Source organism: Actinopolymorpha sp. B9G3 (genome assembly GCF_040120725.1).
Lineage (GTDB): Bacteria > Actinomycetota > Actinomycetes > Propionibacteriales > Actinopolymorphaceae > Thermasporomyces.
Window position 1 is genome coordinate 565,987 of record NZ_JBEEAB010000003.1, and the last position, 23,206, is coordinate 589,192.

Sequence of the window (23,206 nt, forward strand, 5' to 3'; positions counted from 1 at the left end):
GGGCCACATGGCGACTAGATCGCAACGGCGTCAGTGTCGGCGGTGCCGAGGTGTACAGCTCCCTCGCGCCATCCTCTGCATATTCCGCCACGTAGCGACGCTGGATCTGATGGCCCGCAGATGCCTATTATCTACCATCCCGATCGAGTAAGTAGGATAGCTTGCAGTCGCGACCCCGGCGAAGGGACGAAATGAGCCTCGAGTTCCTGTGGTACATCCCGAACACTGTCGAACCGGGGCACTGGGGCGACGACACAAAGGACGGGTGGGGAACCCTTGACTTCTCCACCAAGCTTGCTCGCGCAGCCGAGGAGCACGGCTGGGGAGGCGCTCTGATCGGCACCGGCTGGGGCCGCCCCGACACCTTCACCGTCGCCACCTCCCTGGCCGCCCGCACCAGAACGTTCAAGCCGCTCGTGGCGATCCGGCCCGGCTACTGGCAGCCTGCACATTTCGCCAGCGCTGCGGCCACGCTCGACCTGCTCAGCGGCGGACGCCTCCTTGTCAACATCGTCAGCGGCCGCGACAACCTCGCCGCCTACGGCGACACCGAGGGCGACCAGAGCCACCGCTACGCACGGACCAAGGAGTTTCTTCAGCTCGTCCGGCTCCTGTGGACCGAGGAGAACGTCACGTTCAAGGGCGACTACTTCACCGTTGACGGGTCCACAGTTGCCCCGCGCCCGTTTGGCATCGGGCAACGCAAACATCCGCGCCTCTATTTCGGCGGCGCCTCCGCCGCGGCCGAGCGGGTGTCGGCCGCTGAGGCGGACGTCCAGCTCTTCTGGGGCGAACCGCTCGCCGGAATTGCCGAGCGGATCGACCGGCTCAGGGCGCTGAGCCAGTCGCTCGGGCGTACGCACGCCCCCCTCGAGTACGGGCTACGGATCACCACGTTGGTGCGTGACACCACTGAGGAAGCGTGGCGCGATGCTGAGGCGAAGGTCGCCAAGATGTCCGACGAACAGCGCGTGTCCCGTACCGACAGCCTGCGGCGCCAGGCGATTGGCCAGCAACGCCTCATCGCCCTCGCCGCGCGGGGCGAGGTGCTCGACTCCTGCCTCTACACGGCGCCAGGCAAGTTCGGAGGCGGTGGAGCTGGTACCACCTGGCTGGTCGGCTCACCCACCGACGTCGCAGACGCACTGCGCAAGTACCAGGAGCTGGGCCTCACCCACTTCATCCTCTCGGACACTCCCTACAAGCAGGAGGTCGTCAGAATCGGCGATCTGTTGCTGAGCCGATTGAACGACCGTGCAGTCGCCTGACGGCGGCAGGCAGGAGGGGTGCCACGCCATGCGCCGCCAGCGGCGGCCGCAGGCGAGCTGGAATGGCCTGACTGGCACCGCGCCGACTGCCCCGCCCGGATACCTGTGCTGTTCGTCACGTGCAGCCTGGCCGCCGTGGATCGACACAGCCACATGGACACAACCAAGGGGTATACATGACACTTTCGGCAGCGGCGACAAGCAGTTCGTCTGCGCACGCCGGCCCTGGATCGTCGGGCGATCCCACCCCGAGTCCCGCCGCAGATAACGCTCTGTCGACAGGCGTCAAGGTGACGGTCGTCATTCCGGTCTACAATCCGGGGCCCTACCTGCAGGATTGCATCGACTCGCTGCTGCGCCAGAGCCTCCCGCCGGAGGAGTTCGAGGCGATCTTCGTCGACGACGGCTCGACCGATGACAGCCCGGCCCGGCTTGACGCTCTCGCCGCCGAGCACCCGCACATCCGGGTGATCCACCAGGAGAACTCCGGGTGGTCGGGCAAGCCTCGCAACGTCGGCGTTGCCCACGCGTGTGGGGAGTACGTCTTCTTTGTCGACAACGACGACTATCTCGGCGACGAAGCCCTGGAGCGCATGTATAAGTACGCCAAGGAGCACGGCTCCGACGTCGTCGTCGGCAAGATGGCTGGCAAGGGCAGAGGCGTCCCACGCGAGCTGTTCCGCAAGAACCACCCCGACGCGACTCTCGGCAAGACGCCGCTGATCGACAGCCTCACCCCGCACAAGATGTTCCGCAAGGCGTTCCTCGACGCGCACGGGTTGAGGTTTCCCGAAGGCCGGCGCCGCCTGGAAGACCACGTCTTCGTCACGGCGGCATATTTCGCGGCGCAGAAAGTCTCGGTGCTCAGCAACTACATCTGCTACTACCACGTACGCCGCGACGACTCCAGCAACGCCGCCTACCAGCAGATCGACTGGAGAAAGTACTTCGCCAACCTCAGCGAAGCGCTCGACATCGTCGAGGCCAACACCGAGCCTGGCCCGCTGCGCGACAAGCTTCACCGCCGGTGGTACCGCGTGGAGATGATCGAGCGTCTGCGCGGTAGCCGGCTGCTACGGATGCCGGAGGTCGACCGGCGCGCGCTGTTCGATGAGGTCTACCGCCTCTCCGCCGAACGCTTCGCCCCTGGCGTGGCCGCGGGCATGGCACCCGCGCAACGTATCGTCAGCCGCCTCGTCCAGGCGGGCCGCCTCGACGACCTGATCCGGTTGGCGGAGTGGGAGGAGGACATCCACAATCACGTCCGCCTCGACGATCTGGTCTGGCACGACGGGGTCTCCAGCTCGCCGTCACCGCTGAGCTGCGCACCACCGGTGAGCCGATGACCTTCACCCATCGGGGCGGTCGCGACCTCCTGACGCCACCGCTCACCGCCGAGGCGCTCGCGGCCCTGTCCCCGGACGACCTCGACAGCACGATGCGGCTGGCCCAGGCGAAGGTCGATGTGGTTCTCCGGGCGAAGTCCACCTCAGCCGAGCACTTCGTGCCGGCGACCTCCGCCATCGCGCGATACCCGGTCGGCGCGTCCGATGTTCGGGCCTACGCAGCGACCATGACCGACTGCACTGGCACCGAACCCGTGAGCGGAGAAACGTTCCGTACGGTCGTGACGTGCGAGGCCCACATCGACATCCGTTCGGTCGTCGCCTCCACGCCTCTATCCAGCGGCATCTGGGATGTCGTCGCTCGGATCTCCTGCTGCGGCTGGACAAAGGACGCGAGGGTCGGTGCCATGAAGACCGTCAAGGCGGCCGAGCGTTGCATACCCGCGATCGTCGGCGAACCAGCACAGATGGTGACACCACACTGGACCGACCGCGGGCATCTCTCGATCGAGGTCGGCGAGCAGTGCACCGTGAAACGGGACATGCTCGTGCCCGCCGAGCCTGCACTGGTAGGCCCGCACGCGGGCTTCGTGGTCACACTCCCGTTGCGCGTACTCACCACACAGGCACGGTCTGATGCGGTCATGAGACTGCTGCACGAGGGCACGGACAGGACCATCGACCTGCCCGCGGAGCTCTCGCCGGCCGTCGCGGGGGCACGAGCAACTCCACGCTGACGGTGAAGGTCAGTGATCGGCTTGACCCCGGCCGCTACTCGGTGGCGATCCGGCTCGCCGGTACGACCATGAAGCCGGCGACACCGGCGATACCGGCGCATGCGGGCGAGGGTACGGCGAGCCTGTCCGCTGCGACGATTGATGCCGGTTTCATCGGCCTCACTGCCACGCTGACTGTTCCCGAAGGTGCCGGCATGCCGGTGATCGACGTGCTCGCCCCGCCTGGCGACCCCGACGGTTTCCTCACCGGCCATGCCGAGCTGATGGCGCGCTTCCTGCGGACCAGGCGCCGGCTGGCGCGCCGAGTTCGCAAAACGTTGGGCCTCCCGCCCGTGTCTCGTAGCGGTCGCACATAAAGCTGCCAGGGCTTCGCCGCCGGGATACATCAGTCGTGAGCCGACATCCTGCCCAAGCAGGCGGCCCTCGTGCAGAGCTTTCCGGTGGCGCACGGGTGAATGCTCGGCAGCGGCCAGTCGCGACGTCGGCCGATACCCGATTTCACGCCATCGAGCCCGCGGCTGTGGCGAGGAGGCCGAGGAGGGCGCAGGTGCCGAGGGTGCGTAGAACTGACCAGCGCAGTCGGAAGATGAGGACGAGTGCGACGACTGTGAGGGCGGCGGGTATCGGATTCAGGCTGGCAAGGTCAGGTAGCTCGAGGTGGACGGGCCCCCAGGACGCGTTGTCGGTCGCGGTGAACAGGGTGTGGATCGCGAAGTAGAGGGCGAGGTTGGCGATGACGCCGACGACTGCGGCGGTGATGCCGGAGAGTGCGGCGGAGATGGTGTGGTTGTTCCGGAGCCGTTCGACATACGGCGCGCCGAGGAAGATGAACAGGAAGCAGGGAACGAAGGTCACCCAGGTGGTGAGCAGGGCGCCGCTCAGGCCGGCGATCCAGGGGTTGAGGGTGCCGGGGTCGCGGTAGGCGCCGAGGAACGCGACGAACTGGACGACCATGATCAGCGGGCCCGGGGTGGTTTCGGCGAGCGCGAGGCCGCGGACCATCTCGCCAGGGCCGAGCCAGCCGTAGACCTCAACGGCGCGCTGGGCGACGTAGGCGAGGACGGCGTAGGCGCCACCGAAGGTCACGAGTGCGGTGCCGGAGAAGAAGAGTCCCTGCGTGGTGAAGACGCTCTGAGTGCCGGTGAGGAGGACCACCAGCAGCATCGGCAGCCCCCATGCCACCACACCGATGGCGAGGACCCGCGCGGCCCGGCCGGCTGTGGGGGCTTCGGTGTGCAACGCGTCGTCGGGGATCAGCGGTGGTTCACCGTTGGCGGCACCGTTGTCTGAACTGGCGGTGAACACGGCTGGGTTGAACTTGTGGAGGAGCCAGCCAGCGGCAGCGGCTGCCGCGATGACGATGGGGAACGGGACACCGAACACGGCCAGGGCGAGGAAGGCGGCGATGGCGATCGCCACCAGGGCGGGGTGTCCGAGTGATCGCCGGCCGACCCGCCAGACCGCCTGGGCGACGATGGCGAGGACCGCGGGCGCGAGGCCGGCGAAGATCGCGGTGACTGCGGCCGTGTCGCCGTAGGCGACGTAGATGCCGGAGAGGACGAGCAGGGCGACGACACCTGGGAGGACGAAGAGGGTGCCGGCGACCAGTCCGCCCCTGATGCCGTTGAGTAGCCAGCCGATGTAGATGGCCAGCTGCTGGGCTTCGGGGCCCGGGAGCAGCATGCAGTAGTTGAGCGCATGCAGGAACCGGCGCTGGCCGATCCATCGCTTCTCGTCGACGAGGGTGCGCTGCATGACAGCGATCTGCCCGGCCGGCCCGCCGAAGGTCTGGAGGGAGATCGCGAACCAGGTGCGGACGGCCGAGGGGAACGGCACAACGTCTCGGACGGTCTGCGGCGCGTCCACGTGTTCGCAGGTGTCCGATCGGTGGCTGGGTGACTCGGCCGCGGACTTATCGGCTGCAGGGTTCACGAGGGTTCCCTTCCGAGCAGGGTGGCTCGCCGGTAGTACTCGTAAAGGCCGTCGAACATCGGGCGGGTGAGCTCGACCACCCGGTGGTCGTCACAGGTCATCGACAGGCCGCGCAGGACGACGTCGAGTCCGGGAGCTTCGGGGGCGTCGTAGGTGTCGTCGTCGAGGTCGGCTTCGTGGACGATGGCCGCGATGCGCCACAGCACCGGGTCGGTGAGGTCGTAGTGGCGAAGGATTGTCTCGAAGCTGCAGTCGACGCCGCTTCCGTCTGGGCGAGTGTGGTGTGACAGGTCCACCGACCGCATGTCGAAGCCCGTGGCACCCGGTGGTACCTCAGCTGGGTCGGTGACGAAGGCGAACTCGGCGGCGGGATCGATGAACCGGCTGATCAGCCAGGCGCAGGCGGCACGGTCGATGTGCACGCCAGCGCGTGTCGCCCACCTCATCGCGCCGTTCGCCCGGCTGCGGCTCGCGGTGAGGCGAGGGTGGGCACGTGCTCCAGGAGGGTGCGGACTGCGCGGTGCGCGGTTTCTCGTTCTGGGGGTGGGTAATAGTCGCGCCGGCTGATTCGACGCAGCTCGGCCTGGAGTTTCTTCGCGGTGCGGCGCCGTGCCGCCTCACCGAGGTCAGAGGCGCGTTGGGCTTCAGCAGCGATGGCGGCATACTCCGCCGCCCTTGCCCCGGCCAAACCGGTGGCGAGGGCTCGCTCCTGCCCTGCGGTGGCCGGATGCGCCAGCCAGATGCCCGCATCACCACCGGCCTCGACGATCTCCTCTGCGATCCATTCGAGCTGCTCCCGGGTCCGCGCATCCGCGGGCAGCGCGACCAGGCCATCACCGAGCTGGGCGACCCCGAGGCGCTTCAGCTTGCGCCACACGGTGATCCGCGGGGTCGACGGCTCCCGCGGCAGGTGGTAACAGAGCAGCACCCATTGCCCGACATCCATCGAAGTAGTGTAACCATGGTTGCACAGGTTGGCGAGTGGCCCCCAGCGGCGGCGAGCAAGGCTGTACGACGTGCGGTGCCAGCGCCCTACGCGCGCACTGCGGCGAGACCCGGGAGTACGTCGCGTATGAGCGGTGCCTCCGACGCGATCCACGACTCGACGGCGTCGTGGATCGCCGCCAGCTGGCTCTCCTCGATCGCGAGAGCCCTGGTGGGCACGCTCGCGCCGAGTTCTATCAGCAAGGGTCGTAGATGGACGTCGGCGGCGAGGCGGTGGATAGGGGAAGCTGACACGGTCAGCGGTATGGCGATGATCCCCGTGAGCGCGCCGCCGCCGAACCGGTCGAGGAACGCCTTGAGCAGCCCTGTGTAGCTGGCTTTGTAGATCGGTGTCGCCACCACGAGCACCCGCGCCGATCTGGCGGTCGCGAGTGCCTCGTCCACGTCCGGACTGCCGTCGATCACCGCGCCACCCAACGTGGCCAGGTCGATGGTTGCCGATCCGGCAAGGTCCGCTTCGTCGGTAAGTCGTTCGGCGAGCAGTCCGGGGAGTCGTTCGGACAGTCGTCCGGCGAGTCGTTGGGCGACCGTGAGAGTCCGCGACTGTGACTTCGGGTTGCCGCACACGACGACGATCCCGGGGTTCGAGCCGTCGAATGCGGCACTGGGCTGGTGGGTCATCACGGCCTCCCGACCGTCTCGGCGAGCCGGTCGTGCTCGCGTTCGGCATCGCGCTTGGCGACCTCTTCACGGACGATCGGAATCACGTACCGGCCGAAGTCGATGGCGTCACCCAAGATGTCGTATCCCCGGGCCGAGATGATCTCGACGCCGAGGTCGTAGTAGTCGAGCAGGGCCTGGGTGACCACCTCGGGCGTACCGAGCAGGGCATTGGAGTTCCCCGCGCCGCCGGTGACGGCCGCCGTCCGGGTCCACAGTGCCCGGTCGAACCGCTCGCCCTGTTCGGCGACCGCGAGCAGCCGCTGTGACCCGGAGTTCTCGGGACCGGTCAACCGGTGCCGGCGAGTGAGTGGTCGGGTTCCTCCGGCGGTACGGGACGTGATCGCGTCGACGATCCGGCACGCCTTGTCCCAGGCGAGTTCCTCGATCGGCGCGATGATCGGGCGGAACGCGACCTGGAACTTCGGTACGTCGCTGCGTCCCGCAGCCCGGGCGGCCGCCTTGACCAACTCGATCTGCTCCGCGGTCTGCAGCAACGGCTCGCCCCACAAGCAGTAGATGTCGGCCTCGGAAGCACCCGCCGCGTAGGCCGCTGGTGACGAACCGCCGAACGAGACGCGCGGCCTGGGTTGCTGGACGGGGAAAACGTCGCTCACGAAGTCGGCGAACCGACAGTGGGTGCCGTCGTGGTCGAACGGCTCGCGGCTCGTCCAGGCCTGCTTGACGATCTGGAAGCTCGGGCCGGAGCGGGCTGCGGTCTCCGACCCGTCGTTGGTACCGGCGATGCCGAGGACCTCGACGGGCATCTTCGCCTCTTTCTCGGTCGTACGCATGTTCTCGGTCGCGGTCGTCCTGGCTCGGTCGTAGGCATGGGGCCGATGGCGAGGCCACGCTATGGACACAAATCACATAGGGCAACTAGAGAACCTGGACCAGCATTCCCGGCGGTGGCCGTCAATGGACTTTTCGGCCAGGCGTGTCCAATGCATGGGACGACCCTGGTCGGCGCCATCTCCTACAGCGATAGTAGGGATTATGTGTCGGGGATTCATTCTCACAACCCGCCGCGTCATCGACCAGATGCGCGTGGCCAGTGGCCGGTGTTGCTGACACCGGCTGACTACGACGTCTGCCAGTGCTTCCGCGGTTGACGCCACGTGACACGGCAATCCGGTCCGCCGGATGCGGGTTGCCCGCTTGCGTTCACGCGGGGGTCAGCGTCGATCTTCCGCGTACCCATCCGTCTCGCCCTTCGCGATCTCCGCGGCACGAGAGGTGCCCATCCGTCTCGTGCCGCGGAGCTGGCGGACGCCCAGGAGGTGTCGTCTTGACCAGCTCTGTGGAAGTTCCTACGGGCATCACCACGGATCTCTACCGCGCGGTCTTCCGCCGCTACGCCGCCGGTGTGGTCGTCGTCACGGCGGATGCAGGCTTCGGCCCGGTCGGCTTCACGGCCACGTCGCTCGCCTCCATCTCGCTGCGACCGCCGCTGGTGTCGTTCGCGTTGTCGACCGCGGCATCCAGCTGGCCGGCCATCGCCGTCGCCGACGGCATCGTTGTCAACTTCCTCGATGCCGAGCAGCGCACACTGGCGGACCGGTTCGCGACCAGTGGCATCGACCGGTTCGCCGCCCCGACGAGGTGGTCCCGGCTCCCAACTGGTGAACCCATGCTGGACGAGGCCGCGGGGTACCTGCGTGGCCGGGTCGAAGCGCGCTTCCCGGTCGGCGACCACCACCTGGTGGTCGCCGAAATCACCGACATTGCAACCCGTCCGCACACACCCCTCGTCTACCACGCGGGCGCCTACAGCACGGTCACCAAGCTGGGTTCCGGCTGACACCCCCTGAGAGGAATCATGATGGATGCTGCGCACGTGCTGACGGGAGCGCGCGGGTGAGTGGCGCCCTCCCACTGCTGGAGATCCGTAGCCTCGACGTGTCGTATCGCCTGCGTGGGCAGGAGATTCCTGCAGTACGCAACCTCAGCTTGACAGTCGCTCCCGCGGAGATCGTCGCCGTCGTGGGGGAGTCCGGCTCGGGCAAGTCGACCATGGCACACGCCGTCGTCGGCCTGCTGCCGTACGGCGGTGTCCTTGATCGAGGGCAGATCCGGTTCGCTGGCAGCGACATCGCCGGCTGGTCGGACCGGAGGATGCGGACCATCCGTGGCGCCCGGATCGGACTGATCCCACAGGATCCAGCAGTGTCCCTCAATCCGGTACGCCGGATCGGCGACCAGGTGGCCAAGGTGCTCCGGCGGCACGGGCAGGCCACGAGGCGGGACGCGGCCGCGCGGGCCGTCGAGGTCATCGCCCAGGCAGGGCTTTCCGATCCAGGCGTACGCGCACGGCAGTATCCGCACGAAGTCTCTGGCGGCATGCGCCAGCGGGTCCTGATCGGCATCGCCCTGGCCTGCCGGCCACAGCTTGTCATCGCCGACGAACCCACCAGTGCGCTCGACGTGACGGTCCAGCGCAGGATGCTCGACCAACTGGACGAGCTGTGCCGAGCGCTCGGGACGGCGGCGCTGTTCATCACCCATGACCTTGGGGTAGCGGCGGACCGGGCGCAGCGGATCGTGGTCATGCGGGGTGGGCGCGTGGTCGAGACGGGCACCACGGCGCAGATCCTGGACTCACCGCGGCATCCGTACACCCGGGGGCTCATCGAGGCGGCGCCCAGCCTCACGAGAGCCCGGATGGTGCCGATCACCCGCGCGGTCCCGCTGGGCCGCCGCGACCACGCGCGGTGCAGCGCTGGCTTCGCCCTCAACGTCGCGCCCGATTCCGTGGCGCGAGACGGCGACCTCGTGCAGGTCACCGCGCTCAGCAAGGAGTTCCCCCTGCCCGGGCGCGCGCGAACTGTCCGTGCGGTTGACGGCGTGAGCTTCCAGGTCAGGAAGAGGGAGACGTTCGGCCTGGTAGGGGAGTCCGGCTCGGGGAAGACCACTACCGCTCGGCTTCTACTCCGACCCGAGGGCGCGACCTCCGGGCAGGTGCTATTCGACGGCGAGGACATTCTGCGCCTGCAGGGCACCGACCTGCGCCGGCTCCTGCGACGGATGCAGCTCGTCTACCAGGACCCGTACGCCTCGCTCGACGCTGGGAAGCGGATCGGGCAGATCGTCGCGGAGCCGCTGCGGGCGTACGGGACCGGCGACCGGCAGGCCCGACGTCAGCGGGTCGGCGAGCTGCTCGACCAGGTGGCCCTGCCGGCCACAGTGCTCGACCGCCGTCCCGCCGAGCTCTCCGGCGGGCAGCGGCAACGGGTGGCGATCGCCCGGGCGCTCGCTCTCGAACCCGAACTGGTCGTCCTGGACGAACCCGTTTCGGCGCTCGACATCTCAGAGCAGAGGCAGATTCTGGAACTCCTTGTCCGACTGCAGGACGAGCTCTGCCTGTCGTACCTCTTCATCTCTCATGATCTGGCCGTCGCACGCCAGATCTGCGACCGCGTGGGTGTGATGCGCCACGGAAAGCTCGTGGAGATCGGCACCGTCGACGAGATCTTCACCCAGCCGCAGGACCCATACACGCGTGAGCAGCTCGACGCGATTTCCGGCAGACGCACGGAGGATGCCCGTGAACAGGACGCCCCTGTCGGTCCTCGACCTCTCACCCGTGCCCTCGAACGGTACGGCAGCTGACGCGCTTGCCAACTCCCTCGATCTCGCGCGCCAGGCGGAGGCTTTCGGCTACCGCCGTTACTGGGTCGCAGAGCACCACCTGGCCCCTGGAGTCGCGGCGGCAGCGCCGGCCGTGCTGGTCGCCCTCATCGCCGCGCGGACGAACCGGATCCGCGTCGGCTCCGGCGCGGTCCTGCTGGGCGCGACCACACCGCTTCAGGCCGTCGAACAGTTCGGGACGATCGCACATCTTCACCCTGGCCGGATCGGCCCGGGTCTGGGCAGGTCGAGCGCGCGCCGGCTGAAGCAACGCCTCGCACGGGCCCGGTCGAACCCATTGCCGGGCAGCGCCATCGGGCCCGCTGCGTACTCCGTCGTCGACGGACTGCTGCTGCCACCGCCACCGCATGTCAGGCTCGATCCCGGCCGGTTGCAGATCGAAGCAAGCCTGCTGGGCATCCGCGACGCCGATGGCGATGACTATGTCGTCCAACTGTGCGACATCGCGGCGTTCCTCCGCGGTGACTACCGCTCGGTCGACGGCACCGAGCTCCATGCACCAACGGCCGAAGGCGCCGACCTCGCCCTGTGGGTCCTCGGCTCGAGCGCGGGACCGAGTGCACGGGCGGCCGGTGAGCTAGGACTGCCCTATACCGCCAACTACCACGCCGATCCGGCCGCCGTCCTCGAGTCCGTCGCGGCCTACCGCGAGGCGTTCCGGCCCTCGTCCACGCTGGCGACTCCGTACGTCATGGTCTCCGCCGACATCGTGGTGGCCGACGACGACACCGTGGCCGCAGAGCTCGCCAGTCCCTACGTCCGCTGGGTGCTGTCGATCCGCAGCGGCTACGGCGCGATGGCGTTCCCGTCGCCAGCCGAGGCCGCGCCGAGGATTCCGTCTCACCTATCGGATTATCTAGTAATCATATGGGATAAGTAGGTAATCTCGGCACCATGTCTACGCTGCTCCTGCTGACGGAGAGGCGCGAGGTCGACCAGATGCGGGTCGCCAGCGCCGTGTGTCACGGCTGACGCACGCCGGCGTCTCCTGCACGCGTACCAACCCCCGCTTCTCTCCCGGAATCTCCGCCTCTCTCGCGGAAGCTCAGCTCTGCCTGCGTTTCTCGTTGCCAGCATCTGATGCGACGAGCTCTGCGTGAGGCGACGAGCACCACGGTCCAGCAGCCAGAGATCCGGTTTCAAAGGAGTGACACCACATGTTCGTACGACATTCTTCGCCCAGTGCGCGACGTGCTGCCGTCGTTGCCGCTCTGCTTGCTGGCCTGGCGTTCCTCGGCGCCTGCGGTCCAGGCGCAGCCGCACCGAAAGCCGAGAACGCGGCACTCACCAAACCGATTGCCGCATCCGTTCCCGAGGGCACGAAGCTGATCGTCGGAGACCCGGCCACGAAAGTGGCGCTGGAGCTCTCGGGTGAGAGTGAGCGAGTCTCGTTCGACATCGAATGGGCCAACATCTCCGGCGGTCCGCAGACCACCGAGGCGTTCCGCGCAGGTGCACTTGACATCGGCGCCGTGGCAGACATCCCGCCGATCCACGCGACATGGACCGGACTCGACGTCCGGATCGTGGCGGCACAGTTCCGCAAGGACCCGGTGCACCATCCGATCTACCAGCTCGGTGTGGCACCTGGTGTCATGGTCGACAGCATTGACGACCTGCGTGGCAAGAAGATCGCTTACAGCCCGGGTCAGGCTCAGGGCGCGCTGATCCTTCGGGTCCTCGCGAAGGCTGGGCTGGCCAAGACTGATGTCGAACCGATCGAGCTGCCGAGCACCGGGGACGTCTATCCGAACGCCCTTGCCAACGGCCAGGTCGACGTAGCACCCATCGGGGGTGTCAACGTCAAGCGGTACCTCGCGAAATACGGCAAGGACGGGGCCACGGCGATCCCGCACGGCTTGCGCGACGACCCCAGCCATCTCTACACCCTGACATCGAGCCTTGCCGATTCCGCCAAGGCGGCCGCGATCCAGGAGTACGTCCAGCACTGGGCCCGAGCGCAGGTCTGGATCCACGAGCACCCTCAGGAATGGATCGAGGGCTACTACGTCAAGGACCAAGGCCTGTCCGCGGAGGACGGGGAGTACCTCATCGATGCCGCCGGAGAGCTCGACATCCCCGGCGACTGGACCGACGTCGCCGCGCGGCACCAGAACACCATCGACCTGCTTGCCAAGGAAACCGGCAACGACGTCATCGACGCCAAGGATCTCTACGACTGGCGGTTCGAGTCCGTGGCCGCCGACGTGATCGCGGACGATGCGTCAGGAGGAGGTGAAGCACCGTGACCACGACACTGACCAGGCCGGCGCGGGCCGCGGAGGTCGGATCCGGTCCGGCCTCGCGGCTACGCGGACGGCACAAGCTCGGTCCTGGACGGCCGATCCGGTTCGGTCCGGTGGTCGGCCCGGCGCTCCTGCTGGCGATGTGGTCGGCGGGTTCGGTTGCCGGCCTGATCGATCCACGGATCCTCTCCGCACCCTGGACCGTCGTGACGACGGCGGGAGAGCTGATGGCCGATGGCCGGCTCCAGTCCAACCTTGCCGTCTCCACCCAGCGGGCGTTCCTCGGCCTCGCCATCGGCATCGCCGCCGGCACCGTGCTCGCCCTGATCTCCGGGCTCAGCCGGTGGGGCGAGGCGGTGCTGGACGGCCCGATCCAGATCAAACGCGCGATCCCCTCGCTCGCGCTGCTGCCATTGCTCATCCTGTGGTTCGGCATCGGCGAGACGATGAAGGTCACGACGATCACACTGGGTGTGTTCGTTCCGGTCTACATCCACACCCACAACGGCCTGCGCAGCATCGACAGCCGCTACGTCGAGCTTGCAGAGACCGTCGGCCTGGGCTACGTCGCGTTCATCCGCCGCGTCGTACTGCCAGGTGCACTGCCCGGATTCCTGCTCGGCCTGCGTTTTGCCGTCGTCGGGGCGTGGCTGTCGCTGGTAGTTGTCGAGCAGATCAACGCCACCAGCGGAATCGGCTACATGATGGAACTCGCTCGTACGTACGGCCAGACCGAGATCATCATCGTCGGCCTTGTCTTGTACGGCGTCCTCGGGCTGCTGTCCGACGGCGCTGTCCGGCTCGTGCAGAGGAGGGCGTTGTCATGGCGACGCACGCTCGCGGACTGACAGAGCGCGCCGGGACGCAGACCGCCCGCGGCGCCGAGTCGGTCGTACGCGTACACGACCTCGTACGCCGGTTCGGCGACAGACAGATCCTCGCCGGACTCGACCTCTCCATCGGCCACGGTGAGTTCGTCGCCCTGCTCGGTCGCAGTGGCTCCGGCAAGAGCACCTTGCTCAGGGCACTCGCCGGACTCGACGACGACGTCGCGGGCTCCGGTGAGATCGACGCCCCTAGCAGGCTCTCCGTCGTCTTCCAGGACTCCCGGCTGCTGCCGTGGCAACGCGTTCTCGACAACGTGGTTCTCGGTCTGGGTGGACCCGACGCCCTCCCACATGGGCGGGAGAGCCTCGCCGAGGTGGGACTCGCCGGCAGGGAGCGGGCCTGGCCGAACCAGCTGTCCGGCGGGGAGCAGCAGCGCGTCGCACTGGCCCGGTCGCTCGTCCGAGAACCCGAACTACTCCTTGCCGACGAGCCCTTCGGCAGCTTGGACGCCCTCACCCGGATCCGGATGCACGGGTTGCTCCGGCAGCTGTGCGACCGGCACAAGCCCGCTGTCCTGCTGGTGACCCACGACGTGGACGAGGCGATCGTGCTGGCCGATCGCATCCTCATCATCGATGCCGGCCGGATCGGTGTCGAGGTCGAGGTCGATCTCGACTCACCCCGGGACCCCACGGACCCGCGGTTCGCCGAACTGCGGCGCTACCTGCTTTCCCGGCTCGGCATCGACCCAAGCGTCGACTTTCGGACGGTCGAGCAGAGCGTGGGGGCCAGCCGATGAGTACGCCGAAACCCCTTCATCTGAACGCGTTTCTCATGAGCACCGGGCACCACGAGGCGTCGTGGCGACTGCCGGAGAGCGATCCGTACGCCAACACCAACGTCACCCACTACCAGAATCTCGCTCGAATAGCCGAGCGTGGAAGGTTCGACTCGGTGTTCTTCGCTGACAGTCCCGCGCTCTTTTCCGACGTGGGACGCCGGCCGTCGGGCTCGCTCGAACCGACCGTGCTGTTGACCTCGATCGCCGCGGTCACCACCCGGATCGGGCTGATCGCGACGGCGTCGACGACCTACAACGATCCGTTCAATCTGGCGCGGCGGTTCGCGTCGGTCGACCACGTGAGCGGTGGGCGGGCCGGGTGGAACATCGTCACCACCGCGTCGGTCGACGCGGCCCGCAACTTCGGCCTCGACGAGATGCCGAGTCACCGGGACCGCTACGAGCGTGCGGCGGAGTTCGTCGACGCAGCGCAGAAGCTGTGGGACAGCTGGGACGACGACGCCATCCTCGCCGACAAGGACCGCGGAGTCTGGGGCGACTCCACCCGCGTGCGGCGGATCGACCACGCCGGTGCATCGTTCCGGGTGCAAGGACCGCTGAACATCCCGCGGTCGCCGCAGGCGTACCCCGTGCTCGTCCAGGCGGGTTCGTCCGAGGACGGCAAGGAGTTCGCCACGACGTACGCCGAGGCGATCTTCACCGCGCAGCAGACCCTGGCCGACGCCCAGGCGTTCTACGCCGACATCAAGCATCGGGTCGCCCAGGCAGGGCGGGATCCCGATGGCGTGAGGGTCCTTCCGGGGATCGTCCCCATCCTGGGGTCTACCGAGGCCGAGGCGCTGGCCCGGGAGGAGGAGCTGGACCGGCTGATCGTGCCGGCGTACGCCCGGGCTCAGCTCGCCCGAACCCTCCGCGTCGCCCCCGAGGACCTGCCGCTCGACCGCGAGCTGCCGGCCGACCTACCTGCAGAGGATGAGATCGAGGGGGCCAAGAGCCGGTACACGCTGATCGTCACGCTGGCCCGGCGGGAACGTCTGACCGTGCGGCAGTTGATCGGGCGGCTCGGCGGTGGACGGGGACACCGGACGTTCAGCGGTACGCCCGAGCAGGTCGCCGACGCCCTGCAGGACTGGGCGGCTGGCGGTGCGGCCGACGGCTTCAACGTCATGCCCGCGGTGTTGCCGTCAGGCCTGGAGGAGTTCGTCGACCACGTGGTGCCGATCCTGCGCAAGCGCGGGCTCTTCCGTCACGAGTACATCGGGAGGACACTGCGCGACCACTACGGCCTGCCCCGGCCCGCCAACCTCCTGTCCAGGCAGGCCCACCCGCTGCCGGCGACGACCTGAACCGCTCCCACTCTCTGGCGTATGAACGACAACGAAGCGATGCCCACCAGTCGAGCCCGGAAAGGCAGCACTGGGGAGCACGTCGATGGCCCCGGGCTGCCGCTTTTCGGGGTCTGGTCGACCTAGCCCTGACAGCGAAAGATGGCAGGTGGTGTCACGATCAGCTGAACAAAGGAAACGACCTGGGCATTTGCCCAGGTCAGTACGGGTGCGCCGCCAGGGACTCGAACCCCGAACCCGCGGATTAAGAGGCTGGCCCAACCACTCCAGGGACGTCCGAAGCCGTCCGATCGTCCTGCTCGCTAATGGCTGATCGGGCGTGGGAGTCCGGATGAGTCCGCAGGAGTTCGTCGGCGTTGCTGCTCGCGTTGCTGCTCCTGCAGCGCGCAGGGCACCTAGCCCAATGGACTGCCGAACTTCCCTCTGCAGTGTCAAGGCGCCGCTGACGCGGCGCACTGCCCCGGCCGCCCTTGCGGGCGGCCGTCCTCGGGCTCGCCGACGGGAGTGGAGCCCATAGGGTGGATGCCGTGTCGGAACGCACACTGAGGCTGGACGACGGCAGAGCGCTCGCACTGGGGGAGCGGACATCTGCCGGCTCGAAGAACGAGACAAGGTATGGCGCGTTGTCCGACGGACAAGGCGTGGTTGTGAAGATCGAGGGCGTGCATGGCCGACTCTCGAGGGAGCGGATCGCCCTGAGCTTTGCACGTGAGCATGGTGTGCCTGTGCCGAGTCTGGTTGGAGAGGGGAGGACGTCCGAGGGCCAGCTGTTTCTCGTGCTCAGCCAGGAGGACGGGATCCGTGCGACGGTGCCTAGCGGCTGGTATCGGCTCGGGCGTGATCTTGCGACCTTGGCGGGTGTGCCGATCGATGGATGCCCGTTACCTCGGGTGTCTCCATGCGAGTTTGCCCAGGACCACCGCAATCGCCTCGGCGTGGTCGAATCGACGCTGGACGCGCCCGTCGTGCGTAGGATCCATGTGGCAATCGAGCGGATCGGCCACGTGGAGCCTCTCACGCTCACGCACGGGGATCCCGGTAGTGGGAACTACCTCGACAACGGTGAGGGTGGCGTGATTCTTGACTGGGAGAACGCGACGATCGCACCCTTCGGCGTCGACATCGGGCGGGCAGCGTTCATCTCGCTGATGGACCTCGGCCACACCGGTGTGGCGGCCGACCTTCACGCCGCAGTCGTGCGGGGCTATCGCGACGGGCTTCGAGGCCATAGCAAGCTGAGCGAGGAGCTCCTGGCTGCGTCGATTGTCGTCGCCGGCCTGCAGTTCATCCATGGCCGCTTCGTACGGCCCTTGCGATCGGAGCGCACCCCCCGAGCCGCAGCCGCGGTACTCGACTCCTATCTCGCGATGGACGCCACGTACCCCTGACATGCCGCGCGGCACGGGCGAGCCTGTGGCGGATTTCCTGGCCGACGTCTTTGACCCGCTCGGCTCCGACCTGCGAGCTGGCTGGTTGCGACGACTACGGCGCAGAGTGAAGACTCGCCAATTTGACCGAAGACGGCTGCCACTTCTGCGATCAACAGGCACGATTCCGCAAGGCCGACGTGTACATCGAGAACGATTTCTGCATCTTCTTCGCGGCGATGCGCGACCATGAGCTCCAAGCAGAAGCCGGCCTGCCTCCGGATGTCCTTCCAGGATCCGGAGCAATCATTCCCATCGCCCACCGGACATCCCCGTTCAACCTCACCGCAGAGGAGTGGACAGAGACACATGACCTCCTGGTCAAGGCCAGGGAGGCCCTACATGAGCTTCTGGCACCCGACGGGTACACCCTCGGGTGGAGCGACATGACGGGGCTCCATGCGCACCTGCATGTCATTCCTCGGTTCCACGACGAACCCATGTGGCATCAGGGAGTTCGATCCTCGATCAACGTCCCCGAGAACAGACGTCCAGGCCCGTGGCACCCAGGACTCGGCCGGCATTCCCGAATCTTTGACGAGCTTGCGGCCGACCCGGCTTACGCCGTTGCTAACAACGGGGTGGGACGACCATGGACAGCGGACCACGATACGGACCGGCCGAGACCAGCATTCTGGTGTTGACATGGACGATCGTGGACGCACGTACCCAGTCCTTGGCGACCTACGGACAAGAAGGTCGCCGTGCCGCTTGCGTGCCAGACGAGGCGGACGATCATGGGCTGTCACGGTAAACAGCGGTCACTACCACGCTGGTCGGCGGCGAGCCGATCGACGCTCAACCGAGCGCGAGCACCGAATATGCCTTTGCAAGGAAGGGGTGCGCGGATCCTGGCAGCGACCAGTCCGCAAGGCGGCGTCCCAGTAAAAGGCCGACCTCGCGACATGGGTCACGGTCACCGGTTCAGATCGATCCAGTAGCGCCTCACGGGACCATGCTCGCCGTCGCGGATGCCTTCCAGGACGCCGCCATTGCGTTCGATTGTGCGAGCCGAGGCGACGTTATCCGCGAGGCAGGGGATAAGAACGCGGTCCAGGCCCAGGGCAGCGCGTGCCTCGCCGAACATCTCGCCGAGCCCCCAGCGCCCAGCTCGCCAGACCGCGGCGGCGGGCGGACGGGCGTACGCCGTAGCCGATGTGGCCGATGTCGTCGTCGAACCAGTGCCGTAGGGAGACTCCTCCGAGTACCTGGCCGTCCTCGACGATCCACCTGGGTGAGCCGTGCCGTTCGTCCGGGCAGGGATCGCCTGCCGGGTGGGTCAGTCGGATCCGCTTGTGTACCCAAGTAGCGAAGCCGTCGGGTGAGTCCACGGTGTCGTCTGCGCCCAGGCCGAAGCCGTCTTCGTGGAGGCCAGGCCCCAGTCCTCGCGGCACTCCAGGAAGGCGGCGTGCAGGCGGGTGGTCGGCAGTCCCCGCGTGCAATAACGGGCGGTCAATGAGGGTCAATGATGGGCACCGACGGGCAGTCACGCTCCGCTATGGCCTGGTCAGTGTGGTGGGCAGGGACGGGATCGAATCGTCGATCTTCCGCTTTTCAGGCTGAGTCTGGTGTCACCGTCGGCCCAGGCGCTCGCTGTCCGAGATCCGCCAGCGCCCGGGCAAGCACACCTGCTGGGTCGTGAAGTACTCGGCATCCATCGCCCAGCACTCGGGCAGAAGCGCGATGAACCCACTCCGGCTCGGCTACACCGAGCTCAACTTGGAGGCCACTACGGAGACGTACGCGGCGTTCGGTCAGCCACGGGCCCCAGTCTTTGGTCCGGATGAGTTTGGCGCGCGGGTCGAACGCTGCGATCCAGTCGAGGCCCTGAATGCGCCGCGGTCGGTCGGTCGTGATCAGCATCATGTCCACGTCGCTGGCCATCCGGGGATGGTCGTAGGCATATGACCCCACGACGGCGACGGCCAGGACGTCTGGCTGCTTGGTCGCCCACTCGGTCACGGAGGCTATGACCCGAGCCGCCTGACGTCGCCGGCCCTTCAGCCTGCACCCAGTGACCTGGTGACGAAGCCTCTTCGCGCTCATGCACGCCCAGTCTGGCAAGTCGGCACCACGTATGGAACCAGCCGGGCGTGCCATCACGTGCCAATACGACCATCAGGCGAGAGAAGAGGCGCCGAGGAGGCACCTCCCTGCACGATCGGCACGGTGATTGGCGGATCGTGCAGGGTGGGGGAGTACTGCGTCACGGACGTGCCAGGGTTCAGTCGGTCGTCCTCGTTGTACCGCTTGCGCAGTAGTGCCTCCGTGGGACGCCTGTCCGCAGTCGGAGGGGCGGACTCGACCGCGATCAGTTGGTCGGCGATGTCGTCGATGAGGGCGAGTGTGGCGTCATCTGGCGGGTAGTCCGGTCCGGGGAGTCCGGGCGGCGAGCACATGGCGCCCCAGCCGTCCCACAGCAAAAGTTCGGCGGCGTAGCGGTGTGCAAGTTGCATCATGACGTAGTTGTGGATGAACCACATTCCGCCGAGATTGGATCCCGGACGACCGCCGAACAGGTTCGGGTCTAGATTTCCGGCGCGACAGCCCTTCCAGACCTCGGCGGCAGTACGGAAGGGAGCGTCCGCGCCAGCTGGAATGTCGTGTGGTGTCGGGAGCGCCTTGGTTGGCTCGGTGACCTTCTTCGGATCGAACCGGACCCAGCGCTGCGCCTGTTTGTCGTAGGCCTGCACGATCACATGGTCATGGTTGTAGCCCGGCCTGAGGTAACTCGCGAAGCCCACCAGCGAGCGAGCTGGGATGCCATGCTGGCGCAGGACTGCGACGCAGAACAGGCTGAGATCGCGGCAGCAGCCCTGGAGGCGCTCGGTCGGCTCGCGAAACTCGGCGAGTGGTTTCGCGTGTCGCTCCTGGTCTCTGTCCAGCATGACTGCGAGCCAGCGACTGTTGATGTCGTTTCGGGTGGATGGGGGAAGGTTCAGCCCCGAATACCGGTAGTGCACGACCAAGTTGCAGGCCACCGTTGACAGACTCGGTATGACGGTGGGCACCGCGTCCAGGAGCGGCGCGTGCATGCCGGGATCCGAGTACGGCGAGTGCGTACTCCAGTCGTCTGGATCGACCATGCGCTCGACCCTAGGACGCGTGATCGCATCCACGCCAGGCGAGGAGTGCGCCCCGGTGTCGGACCGACACGTCCCACACGCCCCGGATCTGTACAGCAGTAGGTCCAGCAGCCGACGGCCGCTACCCCCCCGCAGGGGTCAGGCAGGCCGCACGCTCCCCGTCGTCGGTTCCTTGCCCTCTGTGTGCCCGCAAGCAAGGGGCACACATGGCCCGGGAGTGGTGCGCGCTGCTGCTTGCGTTGCTGCTCGGGAGGGCTGGCCATGACCGACCGAAGCGGCGAAACCTCGCTTTACCAGCCGGTTTACGGGTGCGCCGCCAGGGACTCGAACCCCGAACCCGCGGATTAAGAGGGGCCTACTTCGGATGCATCACACGCTCTACCTGGGCATTCGCGTGCAGTAGGTGGTGACTGGTTGTACTGGGCGTGCTTTACGCGACCCCGTTTGGTGTCATGACCGGTGTCACGCGCCGACGGGCTGCATTTGCCTGTCAGGTGTGCCCACGACGGCTGACTAGATGTTGCGGTTTCCGTGACGAGGCGTTATGGCAGGCGAAACTTCCGACCCGGCCAGGCCATGGGGCCTTCTCCTTCTTCGTCAAGGTCTGTCCTCCGCGGCACGATTGTTCGCCGGCGCCCGGAGGTTAGGGCACGCAGCCGTTTGCCGAGTTCGACGTCGATGAGCAGTTCAGGGGCATCTGCCTCGTGTTCGTCCGGCACCAAGATCCTTATCTGGATCGCGCTAATGGAGCCTTCGAGGACACTCATGTTGCGGTCGGTGATTTGGTACGGGATGTTCGCCCCGCCAGCAGGCCCTCGATAACCGAGATCACGCCAGGTTCGTTCGTCCGGACCAACTCAGCGATGCGCGACACTTCGGTGAACGCGGAGTGAGCACCTCCGGTACCAGGCCCGGGTCTGCTAGAGGAGCTCTCCGGACTGGACCCGACCAACTCGGCTCCCGGGGCCTGGGGTTCGTCCTGAACTTCGTGCACAATGTCACCTCCCTCCCAACCCGACCCGGGCCAACATTCGCGACGACACGCAGGCCCACCACCCAGCGCCGGCGGCAGGTGCGGAACGCCGAGGACGCACGGCCCGCGGGCAATATTTGCCAACGCTCAGCTGGGTCATTCCCCATCGGTCCGGTCACACTGTGCGGGGTGATCCCGGCTCATGACGTTACAGATGTACCTTCCCAAACTGGCGGTTTTCGGATGGCCGATTGCCCCGGACCTTGAATAAGAGGGGAGCCCTTTATGCCATTTCGGGGAGGCCTTCGCGCGAGGTGCGACGGAGACTCATGGGACTGGCAAGTGAAAAGGACAGACCCAAGGAAGCGCCAAATCGGGGGGCTACCTGACGATCGAAACAAAGCTGGAGGTCTTATGAGTTCGACAATCAGATGGCTCGCAGTCATCGCGACAGTTGCAGCTGTGGCATTCGTGCTGAGCACCGGATTTGCCTACGGCGAACCGATCAGCCTCACCCGAACATCAGCTCCGTCTGGAATCAATCCCGCGGATCCTGGGCCAGATCCTGCACCGCCGGAGCAGCCGGCGCCACCGCCGGAGCCGGAGCAGCCGGCGCCACCACCGGAGCAGCCGGCGCCACCGCCGGAGCCGGAGCAGCCGGCGCCACCACCGGAGCAGCCGGCGCCACCACCGGAGCCGGAGCAGCCGGCGCCACCACCGGAGCAGCCGGCGCCACCACCGGAGCAGCCGGCGCCACCACCGGAGCAGCCGGCGCCACCACCGGAGCCGGAGCAGCCAGCACCGGAGCCGCCGACGGACCTGTGACCTGCCTCGACGCCAGCGTTAGCTGCTACGCCCAGCTGTATGCCGACGCGAAGCGCCAAGGCGTGCGCCGGGGGCATCTGGAACCGCTACGCCCCCGGCGACCACAGCCAGTGAACCCAAGCGTCGGGCGCTGAGGAATACCGACTACTCGATCAACGGGCCTGCCAGTCCGACGGCCCGGGACGTCGACCGCCGAGAGGTCAACAGGCAGGGCGGCCGCAGCCACCTTGTCGCCGCGGGCCAGAGCGGCCTCGGCGAAGCTGCGGCCCAGGCCGCGGGACGAGCCCGTTCATGAACCGGGCCTTGCTCATGACTTCCGTTTTGCGGCGATGGTTCCGATGTCGGTATTACACCGACGAGAAGCACCCGACCGGTCGCGACCCAGGACACACTCGTCACTCGCCGGGCGTGAACGGTCAGGTGCGGCCGGGGCGGGAAGCCTCTGGATCAGGCCCGAGTGGGATTGGAACAGTGACAGTGATTTCCCTCGTTGTGGTGAGTTTCCGCCTAATTGAGGAGAGAGGCCGTCGCGTACGTAACAGCGCGCCCCGATCGACACGGCGTCGGGAGCCAGTTGACCGCTTGCCGCTGACAACACAACTCACTGGCCCGACATGACTGACGAATTTCAGGCGGGGGACAACTAGTCGGGTTCTGTCTCAAATTTCGTGAGGCGGTGGGCCGGTCGGTGACTGTTGGTGGTGGTGTCATGTGAGTAGTACTCGTTTCCGGAGGAGGTCGAAGTTTGCGCGGCCGAACATTTGACGTTTGAGGTATTTGATTTTGTTGACGATGCCTTCGACGGGGCCGGAGCTGTAGGGCAGGGTGAGGCCGTTGATGACGGCTTCGAGGTCTCGGCGTAGGCCGGTGGTGAAGGAGTGCAGGTGAGGCAGTTCTTCGGCGTCGACGGTGTTTATCCAGGCTATTAGGCGGTCGCCGTGTAGGCCGGTCATCATCTCGGCGAATGCCGTGGCGTGGGTGGCGGTCGCGGACAGGTGCGGGCAGGCTGCGAGCGCGTGATCGAGCTTGTCCTGGTCGTCGTCTTCGAGGTTGTCGGGGTGGCGGAGCATCCAGGTT

Annotated in this window: 22 protein-coding genes and 1 tRNA gene; 12 read left to right on the forward strand and 11 right to left on the reverse strand. The window is 67.1% G+C overall.

The features are described from left to right. Positions 1 to 191 precede the first annotated feature (191 nt). From ABNF93_RS08780 to ABNF93_RS08795, 4 genes are all read left to right on the forward strand, one after another. Positions 192 to 1,268, forward strand: a complete 1,077-nt coding sequence (locus tag ABNF93_RS08780; RefSeq protein ID WP_349327301.1) for an LLM class flavin-dependent oxidoreductase — start codon at positions 192 to 194, stop codon at positions 1,266 to 1,268. Between the two features lie 290 nt (positions 1,269 to 1,558). Continuing rightward, a complete protein-coding gene (locus tag ABNF93_RS08785; RefSeq protein WP_349327302.1) occupies positions 1,559 to 2,614 on the forward strand; it encodes a glycosyltransferase family 2 protein in 1,056 nt (351 codons plus the stop codon). Beyond that, the gene (locus ABNF93_RS08790; RefSeq protein ID WP_349327303.1) at positions 2,611 to 3,351 is read left to right on the forward strand and encodes a hypothetical protein; all 741 of its coding nucleotides are present in this window, start codon (positions 2,611 to 2,613) and stop codon (positions 3,349 to 3,351) included. Before ABNF93_RS08785 ends, ABNF93_RS08790 begins: the two co-directional genes overlap by 4 nt. 2 nt (positions 3,352 to 3,353) lie before the next feature. Continuing rightward, positions 3,354 to 3,707, forward strand: coding sequence for a hypothetical protein (locus tag ABNF93_RS08795; protein WP_349327304.1), 354 nt, complete (start codon positions 3,354 to 3,356; stop codon positions 3,705 to 3,707). Between the two features lie 142 nt (positions 3,708 to 3,849). Here the strand turns inward: ABNF93_RS08795 and chrA are convergent, their stop codons facing one another. From chrA to ABNF93_RS08820, 5 genes are all read right to left on the reverse strand, one after another. Further along, complete coding sequence (chrA, locus tag ABNF93_RS08800; RefSeq protein ID WP_349327305.1) at positions 3,850 to 5,283, reverse strand: chromate efflux transporter; 1,434 nt, start codon at positions 5,281 to 5,283, stop codon at positions 3,850 to 3,852. Next, positions 5,280 to 5,729, reverse strand: coding sequence for a chromate resistance protein ChrB domain-containing protein (locus tag ABNF93_RS08805; protein ID WP_349327307.1), 450 nt, complete (start codon positions 5,727 to 5,729; stop codon positions 5,280 to 5,282). The genes chrA and ABNF93_RS08805 overlap by 4 nt, the downstream gene beginning before the upstream one ends. After that, entirely contained in the window at positions 5,726 to 6,229 is a 504-nt protein-coding gene (locus ABNF93_RS08810) for a Chromate resistance protein ChrB (RefSeq protein ID WP_349327308.1), read from the reverse strand. Before ABNF93_RS08810 ends, ABNF93_RS08805 begins: the two co-directional genes overlap by 4 nt. Before the next feature lie 86 nt (positions 6,230 to 6,315). Beyond that, positions 6,316 to 6,909, reverse strand: coding sequence for an NADPH-dependent FMN reductase (locus tag ABNF93_RS08815; RefSeq protein WP_349327309.1), 594 nt, complete (start codon positions 6,907 to 6,909; stop codon positions 6,316 to 6,318). Next, positions 6,909 to 7,715: an LLM class flavin-dependent oxidoreductase gene (locus ABNF93_RS08820; protein WP_349327310.1), complete on the reverse strand. Its 807-nt coding sequence runs from the start codon at positions 7,713 to 7,715 to the stop codon at positions 6,909 to 6,911. Before ABNF93_RS08820 ends, ABNF93_RS08815 begins: the two co-directional genes overlap by 1 nt. 521 nt (positions 7,716 to 8,236) lie before the next feature. On the opposite strand from ABNF93_RS08820, the gene ABNF93_RS08825 reads away from it, so the two are divergent. The 8 genes from ABNF93_RS08825 (at position 8,237) to ABNF93_RS08860 (ending at position 17,206) form a co-directional block, all read left to right on the forward strand. After that, on the forward strand, positions 8,237 to 8,749 hold the full coding sequence (locus tag ABNF93_RS08825) for a flavin reductase family protein (protein ID WP_349327312.1): 513 nt from the start codon (positions 8,237 to 8,239) through the stop codon (positions 8,747 to 8,749). A gap of 56 nt (positions 8,750 to 8,805) precedes the next feature. After that, on the forward strand, positions 8,806 to 10,557 hold the full coding sequence (locus tag ABNF93_RS08830) for a dipeptide ABC transporter ATP-binding protein (protein ID WP_349327313.1): 1,752 nt from the start codon (positions 8,806 to 8,808) through the stop codon (positions 10,555 to 10,557). Further along, the gene (locus ABNF93_RS08835; protein WP_349327314.1) at positions 10,493 to 11,476 is read left to right on the forward strand and encodes an LLM class flavin-dependent oxidoreductase; all 984 of its coding nucleotides are present in this window, start codon (positions 10,493 to 10,495) and stop codon (positions 11,474 to 11,476) included. The genes ABNF93_RS08830 and ABNF93_RS08835 overlap by 65 nt, the downstream gene beginning before the upstream one ends. Before the next feature lie 277 nt (positions 11,477 to 11,753). After that, complete coding sequence (locus ABNF93_RS08840) at positions 11,754 to 12,845, forward strand: ABC transporter substrate-binding protein (RefSeq protein ID WP_349327315.1); 1,092 nt, start codon at positions 11,754 to 11,756, stop codon at positions 12,843 to 12,845. Next, positions 12,842 to 13,690 carry an ABC transporter permease gene (locus ABNF93_RS08845; RefSeq protein ID WP_349327316.1) on the forward strand — a complete coding sequence of 283 codons (849 nt, stop codon included), beginning with the start codon at positions 12,842 to 12,844 and terminating at the stop codon, positions 13,688 to 13,690. Before ABNF93_RS08840 ends, ABNF93_RS08845 begins: the two co-directional genes overlap by 4 nt. After that, positions 13,666 to 14,469 (forward strand): ABC transporter ATP-binding protein, encoded by an 804-nt coding sequence (locus ABNF93_RS08850; RefSeq protein ID WP_349327317.1) that lies wholly within the window; start codon positions 13,666 to 13,668, stop codon positions 14,467 to 14,469. The genes ABNF93_RS08845 and ABNF93_RS08850 overlap by 25 nt, the downstream gene beginning before the upstream one ends. After that, entirely contained in the window at positions 14,466 to 15,818 is a 1,353-nt protein-coding gene (locus ABNF93_RS08855) for an LLM class flavin-dependent oxidoreductase (RefSeq protein WP_349327318.1), read from the forward strand. Before ABNF93_RS08850 ends, ABNF93_RS08855 begins: the two co-directional genes overlap by 4 nt. Positions 15,819 to 16,480: 662 nt before the next feature. Continuing rightward, the gene (locus ABNF93_RS08860) at positions 16,481 to 17,206 is read left to right on the forward strand and encodes an aminoglycoside phosphotransferase family protein (RefSeq protein WP_349327335.1); all 726 of its coding nucleotides are present in this window, start codon (positions 16,481 to 16,483) and stop codon (positions 17,204 to 17,206) included. Positions 17,207 to 18,267: 1,061 nt separating this feature from the next. Here ABNF93_RS08860 and ABNF93_RS34855 read toward each other — a convergent pair. The 6 genes from ABNF93_RS34855 to ABNF93_RS08880 form a co-directional block, all read right to left on the reverse strand. Further along, the gene (locus tag ABNF93_RS34855; protein WP_502877555.1) at positions 18,268 to 18,735 is read right to left on the reverse strand and encodes a GNAT family N-acetyltransferase; all 468 of its coding nucleotides are present in this window, start codon (positions 18,733 to 18,735) and stop codon (positions 18,268 to 18,270) included. Between the two features lie 23 nt (positions 18,736 to 18,758). Further along, a tRNA-Ser gene (locus ABNF93_RS08865) sits at positions 18,759 to 18,829 on the reverse strand. Next, entirely contained in the window at positions 18,800 to 19,207 is a 408-nt protein-coding gene (locus tag ABNF93_RS08870) for a nucleotidyltransferase domain-containing protein (RefSeq protein ID WP_349327319.1), read from the reverse strand. The genes ABNF93_RS08865 and ABNF93_RS08870 overlap by 30 nt, the downstream gene beginning before the upstream one ends. Positions 19,208 to 19,344: 137 nt before the next feature. After that, the gene (locus ABNF93_RS08875) at positions 19,345 to 20,331 is read right to left on the reverse strand and encodes a transglutaminase domain-containing protein (RefSeq protein WP_349327320.1); all 987 of its coding nucleotides are present in this window, start codon (positions 20,329 to 20,331) and stop codon (positions 19,345 to 19,347) included. Between the two features lie 542 nt (positions 20,332 to 20,873). Continuing rightward, the gene (locus ABNF93_RS34860) at positions 20,874 to 21,098 is read right to left on the reverse strand and encodes a putative signal transducing protein (RefSeq protein ID WP_502877556.1); all 225 of its coding nucleotides are present in this window, start codon (positions 21,096 to 21,098) and stop codon (positions 20,874 to 20,876) included. A 1,738-nt stretch (positions 21,099 to 22,836) separates the two neighbouring features. Continuing rightward, on the reverse strand, positions 22,837 to 23,206 hold a 370-nt coding region (locus ABNF93_RS08880; protein WP_349327321.1), incomplete at its 5' end, for a transposase.